At 63.7% G+C, this 9,427-nt stretch carries 7 protein-coding genes; 4 read left to right on the top strand and 3 right to left on the bottom strand.

Annotated elements, in window-relative coordinates; translation table 11 throughout:
* Positions 1-53: 53 nt before the first annotated feature.
* Complete coding sequence (locus tag DB032_RS13800; RefSeq protein WP_107799994.1) at positions 54-371, bottom strand: hypothetical protein; 318 nt, start codon at positions 369-371, stop codon at positions 54-56.
* A 271-nt stretch (positions 372-642) separates the two neighbouring features.
* On the opposite strand from DB032_RS13800, the gene DB032_RS13795 reads away from it, so the two are divergent.
* Positions 643-1,893: a nitrate/nitrite transporter gene (locus tag DB032_RS13795; RefSeq protein ID WP_107799993.1), complete on the top strand. Its 1,251-nt coding sequence runs from the start codon at positions 643-645 to the stop codon at positions 1,891-1,893.
* A 100-nt stretch (positions 1,894-1,993) separates the two neighbouring features.
* Positions 1,994-3,391: a NarK family nitrate/nitrite MFS transporter gene (locus tag DB032_RS13790; RefSeq protein WP_107799992.1), complete on the top strand. Its 1,398-nt coding sequence runs from the start codon at positions 1,994-1,996 to the stop codon at positions 3,389-3,391.
* Positions 3,392-3,517: 126 nt separating this feature from the next.
* On the opposite strand, the gene DB032_RS13785 is transcribed toward DB032_RS13790, so the two are convergent.
* A complete protein-coding gene (locus DB032_RS13785; RefSeq protein WP_107799991.1) occupies positions 3,518-4,450 on the bottom strand; it encodes a PAS domain-containing protein in 933 nt (310 codons plus the stop codon).
* Positions 4,451-5,064: 614 nt separating this feature from the next.
* On the opposite strand from DB032_RS13785, the gene DB032_RS13780 reads away from it, so the two are divergent.
* Both DB032_RS13780 and DB032_RS24620 read left to right on the top strand, forming a co-directional pair.
* A complete protein-coding gene (locus DB032_RS13780) occupies positions 5,065-6,393 on the top strand; it encodes a sodium-dependent transporter (protein ID WP_107799990.1) in 1,329 nt (442 codons plus the stop codon).
* Positions 6,394-6,579: 186 nt separating this feature from the next.
* Positions 6,580-8,424 (top strand): methyl-accepting chemotaxis protein, encoded by a 1,845-nt coding sequence (locus tag DB032_RS24620; protein WP_146176677.1) that lies wholly within the window; start codon positions 6,580-6,582, stop codon positions 8,422-8,424.
* Here the strand turns inward: DB032_RS24620 and DB032_RS13770 are convergent.
* Positions 8,421-9,425, bottom strand: a complete 1,005-nt coding sequence (locus DB032_RS13770) for an ABC transporter ATP-binding protein (protein ID WP_107799989.1) — start codon at positions 9,423-9,425, stop codon at positions 8,421-8,423. The genes DB032_RS24620 and DB032_RS13770 overlap by 4 nt on opposite strands.
* Positions 9,426-9,427: the final 2 nt, after the last annotated feature.

Raw genomic sequence — 9,427 nt, 5'->3', positions numbered from 1 at the left:
CGGCGACACGGAAGCCTCCCCTAAAGGGAGGCTTTGTTGCGTCCGCTGTCCGCTTACTTTTTGAGTTTGGCGGCTTTGCTCGCAGCCGGTTTGACTGCAGGGGTTTCCTGCGCTTTCGCCTGTCTGTCCGGTGCGATCTCGGTCAGCAACTGCTCCAGCAGCTTGCTGCGAGAGGCGATGTGGTGGTCGAAGCGCCAGTCTTTCAGTAGGTCGATGGCGACGTCGAAGTAGCGCATGTCGATATCGTAGAGCAGGCTGAGGTCGAAAGAGCGGCCCATTTCCAGTGCGGTCGCCAGTTCCTTGAGCACTTGCATTTGCTGCGGGTCATGTCCTTCTTCGATGAAACGGCGAATCTTCTTGGCGGCATTCATGGGGGAGGCTCCCTTGTTGGCAATGCCGCCTATCTTAGCCAATGTCGCCGGGGCTGTAACTTGCATTGGCGCAAAGCCGGACGGCTACGCCGCCTTCCATCCCTTCTGCGGCATCGCCGCTGTCCTGAATACCACCCAAAAGAACTATTTCGATTAGATCGTTTTTCCTCGGTCTTGCCCACGTCTGGCGAATGGGTTTCCCGGCGCGCGAGCAGTATGGTGTGAGTATGGAGTTGGACTGACCGGCCGCCAGGCCGCTGAGGGAGGAAAGATGACATCCGCGGCGTACAAGCAGTATTCAGTGCTGGCCGTCAGCACTTTTGCTTTCACCGTCTGTTTCATGGTGTGGATGATGATGGGCGTGGTGGGCATTCCGGTGAAGCAGCAACTGGGGCTGAACGAAACCGAGTTCGGCATTCTGGTGGCGATGCCGGTGTTGTCGGGTTCGCTGGTGCGGGTGCCCTTGGGGATCTGGACCGACCGCTATGGCGGTCGCATCGTTTTGTTCTGCCTGATGCTGAGCGCGGTGCTGCCGATTTATCTGATGGAGTTCGCCTCCCAGTATTGGCATTTCTTGCTGATTGGGCTGTTCATCGGCTTGGCGGGCGGCAGTTTTTCGGTGGGCACGCCCTATGTGGCGCGCTGGTTCGACGCGCGGCATCAGGGTATGGCGATGGGCGTGTTCGGCGCGGGCAATTCCGGCGCGGCGGTGAATAAATTCGTGGCGCCGGCCTTGATCGCGCTGGGCGGCTGGACGCTGGTGCCCCAGGTTTACGCCGGGGTGATGCTGGCTGCGGCGCTGCTGTTTTGGTTTTGCAGTTATCACAATCCGGCGCACTTGAGCGGAGGGAGCCAGCGTTTCGTCGATCAACTGCGGGTGATGCGCGATCCCCGGGTTTGGCGCTACTCGCAGTATTACTCGGTGGTGTTTGGCGGCTATGTCGGCTTGTCGCTGTGGCTGACCAAGTATTTTGTCGGCGAGTACGGCTTTGATATGAAAACCGCGGCTTTTCTTGCCGCCTGTTTTTCCTTGCCGGGCGGCGTACTGCGCGCGATCGGCGGCTGGATGTCGGATCGCTTCGGCGCGTACCGGACCACCTGGTGGGTGATGTGGGTGTTATGGGTGTGCTTCTTCGTCTTGTCCTATCCGCAGACTGAGATGGTGGTGGCCACCGTCAAGGGACCGTGGAGCCTGCATATCGGTTTGAACTCGGTGCTATTCACCGCGGTGTTGTTCATCGCCGGAGTGGCGATGGCGGTGGGTAAGGCTTCGGTGTTCAAGTTCATCGCCAATGATTTTCCCGACAATATCGGCGCGGTGTCCGGCGTGGTGGGCCTGGCCGGCGGACTGGCCGGTTTCGTGTTGCCGATTCTGTTCGGCGCGCTGGTGGACCTCGCCGGGGTGCGTTCCAGCTGTTTCATGCTGCTGTACGGCACGGTCTGCGTCAGCCTGGTCTGGATGCATTACTCGTTCAAGCCGGTGGCCGCGGAGCGTTTGCGTCTGGCCACCGCCAGTCGTTGAGTTTGAGTTGCATGGCGGCGCCTTGACGCGCGCCGCCTTTAAAAGATTGTCAAATAGCGCTGGTCTGGCCATGACTCGGGCCGGCGGGGAGGGTTGAGTCATGTCTTATGTCATCAAACGGTGGGAGCCGGAAAGCGCCGAGTTCTGGCAACAAGAAGGCCAGAGCATTGCGCGGCGCAATTTGTGGATTTCGATTCCGTGTCTGACGCTGGCTTTCGTCATTTCGGTATTGTGGAGCGTAGTGACCTTGAACCTGCCGAACGCGGGTTTCAATTACACCAAGGATCAGCTGTTTTTGCTGACGGCGCTGCCGGCGCTGTCCGGCGCGACCTTGCGCATTTTTTATTCCTTCATGCCGTCCATAGTGGGCGGGCGCAAATGGACGACCTTGTCCACCGCCTCGCTGTTGATTCCGGCGATATGGCTGGGCTTTGCGGTGCAGGATCCCACGACGTCTTATCCGGTGATGCTGGCGATCGCCTTGCTGTGCGGGCTGGGCAGCGGCAATTTCGCCAGCTCCATGGCCAATATCGCTTACTTTTTCCCCAAGGCGCAGAAGGGCGCGGCCAACGGCTTGAACGCGGGTTTCGGCAACCTCGGCGTGTCCTTGGCCCAGTTCGTGATTCCGCTGGTGGTGACCGGCGGCATGTTCGGCGCCTTCGGCGGCGATGCGCAGCATTATGTCAAGGATGGGGTGGAAAAGAGCTTGTGGCTGCAGAACGCCGGCTTCGTCTGGGTGCCGTTCATTGTTTTGGCCACGGCGGCGGCCTGGTTCGGCATGAACGACCTGGCGGACGCCAAGGCCTCGTTCACAGAGCAGGCGGTGATTTTCCGCCGCAAGCATAATTGGCTGATGTGCTGGCTGTACATCGGCACTTTCGGCAGCTTCATCGGTTTTGCCGGCGCTTTCGCCTTGTTGACCAAGACGCAGTTTCCGGAGGTGCCGGTGGCCAAGTTCGCCTTTATCGGCCCCTTGCTCGGCGCCCTGGTGCGCCCGATAGGCGGCGTGATCTCGGACAAGCTCGGCGGCGCGCGGGTGACCATGTGGGTGTTCGCGGTGATGGCCTTGGCGGTGGTGGGGGTGTTGCACTTCCTGCCGGCGCATGACGCGGCCGGGCAGTTGAGCGGCGGCAGCTTTGCCGGCTTCTTCGCCATGTTCCTCTTGCTGTTCACCATGGCTGGCGTGGGCAATGGTTCGACTTACCGAATGATTCCGACCATCTTCACCACCGGGCGGCTGCGCGCGGCGGCCGGTCGCGGCGAAGACGCGCGCAAGCAGGCCGAGGCGGACGGGGTCAAGGAGTCGGCCGCGGCTGGCGGCTTCATCAGCGCCATTGGCGCTTACGGCGGCTATTTCATTCCGCAGAGCTTTGGTGCGTCCATGAAGGCGACCGGCGGCGCGGAGCCGGCGCTGTTGTGCTTCATTGTTTTCTATATCAGCTGCATCGCCTTGTGCTGGTGGTTCTATGCGCGCAAGAACGCGGAAGTGAGTTGCTGACAGGCTAAACGGCCGATGGAAACGAAACCGGCGAGGCGTCAAGACGATGCCTCGCCGGTTTGTCTTTATATAGGGCTGAAGCCGTTTGGCTGGGGCGCGGCGCTCCTGCCTAGCCGGACAGACGCTTCAGGGCAGTTTGACGATGTAGTTGGGACCGCCTTCCCGCGCTTTTTGCAGCGCTTCGTTTAAGCGTTCCAGCATGGGTTTGGGCGTGTTTTCGCTGCCGCGCAGAGCGCTCAGCCCGACGCAGGCGGCCGCCTTGCGCTCTTCTCCCTGGTAGACGAAGCTGAGCTGGCGCAGCGATTTGATCAGCCTGCGCGCCAGTTCGTTGGCGCCGCTTACGCCGGTGTTGGGCAGCAGAATGATGAAGGCGTCGTCTTCGCGCTGGGCCACCAGATCGCTGTCGCGCGTGCTTTGCAGGCACAGGCTGCCGGCCAGGCGCAGCAAGTGGCGGTGCGCCGAGCCCTCGTCAAGCTCCGGCATCGGTTCGGGCACGTTCATCAGGCTGAGGATCAGGCCGGAGACGGCGCCGCCGTAGCGGCGCGCGCGGCCGGTTTCGGCATGGGCGGCGGAGAGCAGGCGGTGCATGCCGGCCACGCCGGTCAATTTGTCGTCGTCGGCTTGCTTGTCTTCCGCGCGCAGGCTTTTCATCAGGCTGATCGAGCGCTCCACCAGATTGCGCTCAAAATCCAGCAACTGGCTCATGACCTTGGTTTCCGTCCGGTCGCTGAAGCTGTAGACCAGCATGAGCGCGCCTTCCAGCTCCACCTCGCGCAGCGACATCTGCACCTCGAAGCGGCGTCCGCCGCTGGCTTGCAAGGAGAGCGAGCGGTTGTAGATCATGCTGGTGCGGCGCAGTTCGCCGGCCAGCAGTTCGCTGTCCGCGGGGTCCGGCAGAAAGCGGGAGAAGGGCTGGCCAATCAGATCGCCGTGCGGAGTGGCCAGCAGGATGGCGGCCAACTGGTTGGCGCTGACGATCTGGCCGTCTGCGGGAAGCGCGATGATCAAGGCGCCCTGTACGGTGTCGATCAGCGATTGGAAGGCTTGCAGTATCGCCATAGGGGCTCTCCGTAAGTCGCGTGAGGCCGGCGAGTTCGCTCCTGGCGTGGCCAGGCGCGTAGCAGTGGGGCCGCTGGTCTTAAAGCGGCTGACAAACTCCAGGCGCCGCGTGGCATCGGCTCGCCGTCTTGCTTGCGCTGTCCGGCCGGCGCGCCTTGCTTGCCGCGTGGAACTGTTTTTTGTCCGCCGCTCTAAGTGTATTCCCTGAGTACAGATATTTCATGCTCAACTTAATTGAGAGTGGATTGTCATGCCCATCTTTGCCGGGAAATGACCGTACTTGCGCTGGGAGTCGGAATTAATTGCCTGCGTACGCTGGAAATTGCCATCAATCATGGTAAATTCGTGTTTGTACGCAAAATACACTAGCGAGAACCGTAGCCCGTCGCCACCCCTGACGCGGCTTTCGGCCCGCCCACACGGCGGTTTTCTCTCCCTTGCCCGGCTTGCCGGGTCCCTTCCGTTCGCTCCCGGGCTTCATGATCTGGCCTGGCGCGAGCCGCGCCTTACCGGCGCAAAACAGCACCTTTGCCGCTGCGGCGATCGCGTTTGGGCGCGGGCGTCGATCTCGGCGATTCAAGAACAAATATTCGGACAAAGAAGCAGACTGCATCATGGCAAGATCACAATGGGGCTCGCGCCTCGGTTTCATCCTCGCTGCCGCCGGCTCGGCCATTGGGCTGGGGGCGATCTGGAAATTTCCCTATGTCGCCGCCACCAATGGCGGCGGCGCCTTCCTGTTTATTTACCTGGGCATTTGCCTGACGCTGGGCCTGGCCCTGATGCTGGCCGAGATGGCCTTGGGGCGCGCGTCCAAGGCCGGCGCAGTCGGCGCTTTCCGGCAGTTGGCCGGCGGCGGCTGGCCCGTCATCGGTTATATGAGCGTCTTGGTGTGTTTCCTGATCCTGTCCTTCTACAGCGTGGTGGGGGGGTGGACCATCGCCTACATCGTCAAGGCGCTGGGCGGCGGCATCATGACGTCGGACGCCAAGACTCTGGGCGCCATCTTCAGCGGCTTCATCAGCGATCCGCTGGAGCCCATTGCCTATCACGCCGGCTTCGCCTTGCTGACGGTGTGGGTGGTGGCCGGCGGCGTGCAGAAGGGCATTGAAAACCTGTCCAAGTTCCTGATGCCGGCCTTGTTCGTGCTGATGCTGGTGCTGATCGCACGCGGCCTGACGCTGCCGGGCGCCTGGGAAGGCGTGAAGTATTTCGTGGCGCCGGATTTCTCCAAGGTCAGCAGCGCCATGCTGGTGGACGCCTTGGGGCTGGCCTTCTTTTCGCTGTCGCTGGGCCTGGGCATCATGATCACCTACGGTTCTTACGTCAGCAAAGAGTCCAATCTGCTGGGTTCGGCCCTATGGGTGATCGCCTTGACGGTGGCCACCTGCTTCCTGGCCGGCCTGATGGTGCTGCCGGCGGTGTTCGCCTTCGGCTTCGACCCCTCGGCGGGTCCGGGCCTGACCTTCATCACCATGCCGGCGGTGTTCGCCCACCTGCCGCTGGGGCAGGTGTTCGCGGTGATGTTCTTCTGCCTGCTGCTGCTGGCGGCGCTGACGTCTTCGGTGTCCTTGCTGGAGGTGGTGACCAGCTTCGCGATGGACGAGTTCGGCCTCAAGCGCACGCAATCCGCCTGGGTGATGACGCTGGGCATTTTCCTGCTGGGCATTCCCGCTTCGCTGTCGCTGGGCGTGTGGAGCGATTACCAGCTGTTCGGCATGAGCTTTTTCGATTTTCTGGATTACCTCACTTCCAAACTGCTGATGCCGGTGGGCGAGCTGTTGCTGGCCTTGTTCGTGGGCTGGAAGGCTTGGCCTGTGGTGCGCCGCGAGTTGAGCGGCGACGGCGCCGGCCGCGGCATGCGCCTGATGCGCGGCTTCTGCATGGCGATGGCGCCGGCCTTGATAGGCTGGATCATGATCGCCAGTCTGCGCGCGGCCTGATCGCCGCCGCCCCGCAACCCGTTGCTTTCGCGGCGGGTTTTTCTTTGCGCGCTCGCCCTGCCTGCGCGCGTCTCATGCCACTGTGTTTGCCTTGTCCAGCCATTGCCTATAGTTAGAGCGGTTGGCCGCTGCGTCAGGGTTGGGCTCCGGCGGTCCTTGGTCCATGGCTTGCGAACAGGATACCCGATGCACTTCCGTCTGAAGCTGGTGCACAAGCTGGCCTTGTTGATCGCTCCGCTGGTGCTGCTCTTGCTGTGCGGGGCCTTGTGGTTTGCCTTTACGCAGTGGCGGACGGTACAGGCTTTGCAGCGCGACCAGGCGCTGGTGGACGATGTGCAGCAAGTGGGGGCGCTGATTCACGCCTTGCAGATCGAGCGCGGCCTGAGCAACCGCTATCTGAACGAGCATAAGCCGATGCCGGCCGTCTTGCTGCGGCAAAAGGCGCAGGCCGACGCGCTGTTGACCCGCTTGCGCCAGCCGCCGGGCGACGAGTTGCCGCGCAAGGCCGGCCTGTTTCTTTCCCAGCAACTGCCGGCGGCGGAGCTGCTCTCGACCTTGCGCCGCGATGTGGCGCAGCGCCATATTTCGCCGCTGCCGGCGTTTGAACGCTACACCGAAATCATCGAGCGGCTCTCCAAGGTCATCACCCTGTTCTATTCGCAAAGCGAGGACGTGCGCGCCTTGGTGCAGCAATGGTCCGCCTTGCATTGCCAGACGGAGTACACCGGCCGCGCCCGCGGCTTGATCGGCGGAGTGCTGGCGGTGGGCAGTTTCAATATCAACGAGTTCCGCCTGGCCAGCGGCATGGTGTCGCAGGAGGCGCTGTGCCGCAGCCTGTACCGGCAGAACGACGGCGACGAACGTTTGCTGGCCCAGGCGATGGACGCGAGCGGGGCGTACGAGTCGCTGCGCGACGCGGTGCTGGCGCGCGGCCCGGGCGCGATGCAGAGCTTGTCCAGCGAAGAGTGGTTCGACGTGGCCAGCCGGCGCATCGACGCTTTGCTGGAGGTGCAGAACGCGGTGTTGATCCGGATCCGCGACGCGCTGGCGGCGCAGCAGTCCGCCGCGCGCTGGCAAAGCTGGCTGGCGTTGGCGGTGTTGGCCGGGGTGTTGCTGCCCATCGCCGCCGCGCTGCTGCTGGCGCGCAGCATCCTGCGGACCTTGGGCGCGGAGCCGGACGAGGTGGCGCAGGGCATGCGGGAGCTGGCCGGCGGCCAACTGGACTTCCGGCTGCGGCTGGCTTCGTCTGACGACAACAGCCTGGCCGCGCACATCCGCCAGATGGGGCGGAAGCTGAGCGGGGTGATTCTGCAGGTGCAGCAGGACGCGGACGCGGTGGCCAACGCCTCGCTGCAATTGAACAGCGCATCGCAGGGCCTGTCCGACAGCGCCTGCCGCACTTCTTCCGACATCGAGCAAACCAGCCACGCGGTGGACGAGATCGCCGGGCAGATGTTCGCGATGGCTCGCGACGCCAGCCGCAGCGGCGATGTCGCCAGCGAAGCCGCGCGTCAGGCCGAGGAGGGCAGGCGGGTCGTCGGCGAAACCATAGAGGCGATGCATGTGATCGCCCAGCGTACCGACATCATCGACGACATCGCCTATCAGACCAATTTGCTGGCGCTCAACGCCGCCATCGAGGCGGCGCGCGCCGGCGAGCTGGGCCGCGGCTTCGCCGTGGTGGCCGACGAGGTGCGCAAGCTGGCGATGCGCAGCCAGACCGCGGCCAAGGAGATCGGCCAGGTGGCGGCCGGCAGCGTGAGGCTGGCGGAAGAGGCCGGCAAGAGCCTGAGCGCCATCGTCGAATCCAGCCAGCAAACCCGGCAGCTGGTGCGGGATATCTCCAAGGAGGCCGTGGCCCAGGCGCAGCACGTGGGCGGCATCAATCAGGTGATGCAGGGACTGAGCCAGCTGTCCCAGGGCAACGCCGCCGCCAGCGAGCAATTGTCGGCGGCGGCGCAGGAAGTGTCGCAGCGGGCCGGCAGCCTGCGCCGGCAAATGGCCTATTTCCGGCGGCCGACCGACGTTTAGCGCACTTCGCGCATATCGTCGCGCTGGACGCGCAGCCGCACCGGCGCGCCGTCGGCCAGCAAATCCGCCGGGTTGCGGTTCAGCCTGTCCACCTGCAGCAGCGCGCCGGCGCTTTCCACCTGATAACGGACGACATTGCCCAGCAACTGGCGCTGCTTCACCACCGCCGGCAGGCTGTCCGTTTCCGCGCTGTCGCCGGGCAGCAATTGAATGGACTCCGGGCGGATCGCCAGATGGCCCTGGATGTCCAGGCCGAACAGCGCCCGGCTGTCGCCGGCGGACAGCAGATTGTAATTGCCCATGAAGCGGGCGACGAATTCGGTGGCCGGCTGGGTGTAGATGGTTTCGGCGGCGCCCTCCTGCTCCACCTTGCCCTGATTCATCACGAAGATGCGGTCGGACAGGGTCAGCGCTTCTTCCTGGTCGTGGGTCACGAAAATAGTGGTCAGTCCCAGCCGGCGCTGAATGTCGCGGATCTGCTCGCGCAGATTCTTGCGGATGCGCGCGTCCAGCGCAGACAGCGGCTCGTCCAGCAGCAGAATGCGCGGCTCCACCACCAGCGCGCGCGCCAGCGCCACCCGCTGGCGTTGGCCGCCGGAGAGCTGGTGCGGGTAGTGGCCCTCCTTGCCGGACAGCTCCACCAGCGCCAGCGCGTCCGCCACCTTGCGGCGGATGTCGGCGGCCGGCCGCTTCTGCATCTTCAAGCCGAAGGCGATGTTTTCGCCGGCGGTCATATTGGGAAACAGCGCATAGCTCTGAAACACCATGCCGATGCCGCGCTTTTGCGGCGCGCAGGCGGTGATGTCCTCGCCCTGCAGGCGGATGGCGCCGCCGCTGGGGGTTTCGAAGCCGGCGATCATGCGCAGCACCGTGGTTTTGCCGCAGCCGGACGGGCCGAGGAAGGTGACGAACTCGCCGGCCTCCACCCGCATATTGAAGTCGTGCACCACCGTGTGCTGGCCGTAGCGCTTGTTGAGGTGCCGGATGTCCAGGTATGCCATAT

Origin of the sequence: Chromobacterium sp. Panama, from assembly GCF_003052555.1 — a bacterium.
In the GTDB taxonomy this organism is placed as follows: Bacteria; Pseudomonadota; Gammaproteobacteria; order Burkholderiales; family Chromobacteriaceae; genus Chromobacterium.
Note: the sequence above shows the minus strand (reverse complement) of the source record. Positions and strands in the feature narration are given on the sequence as shown.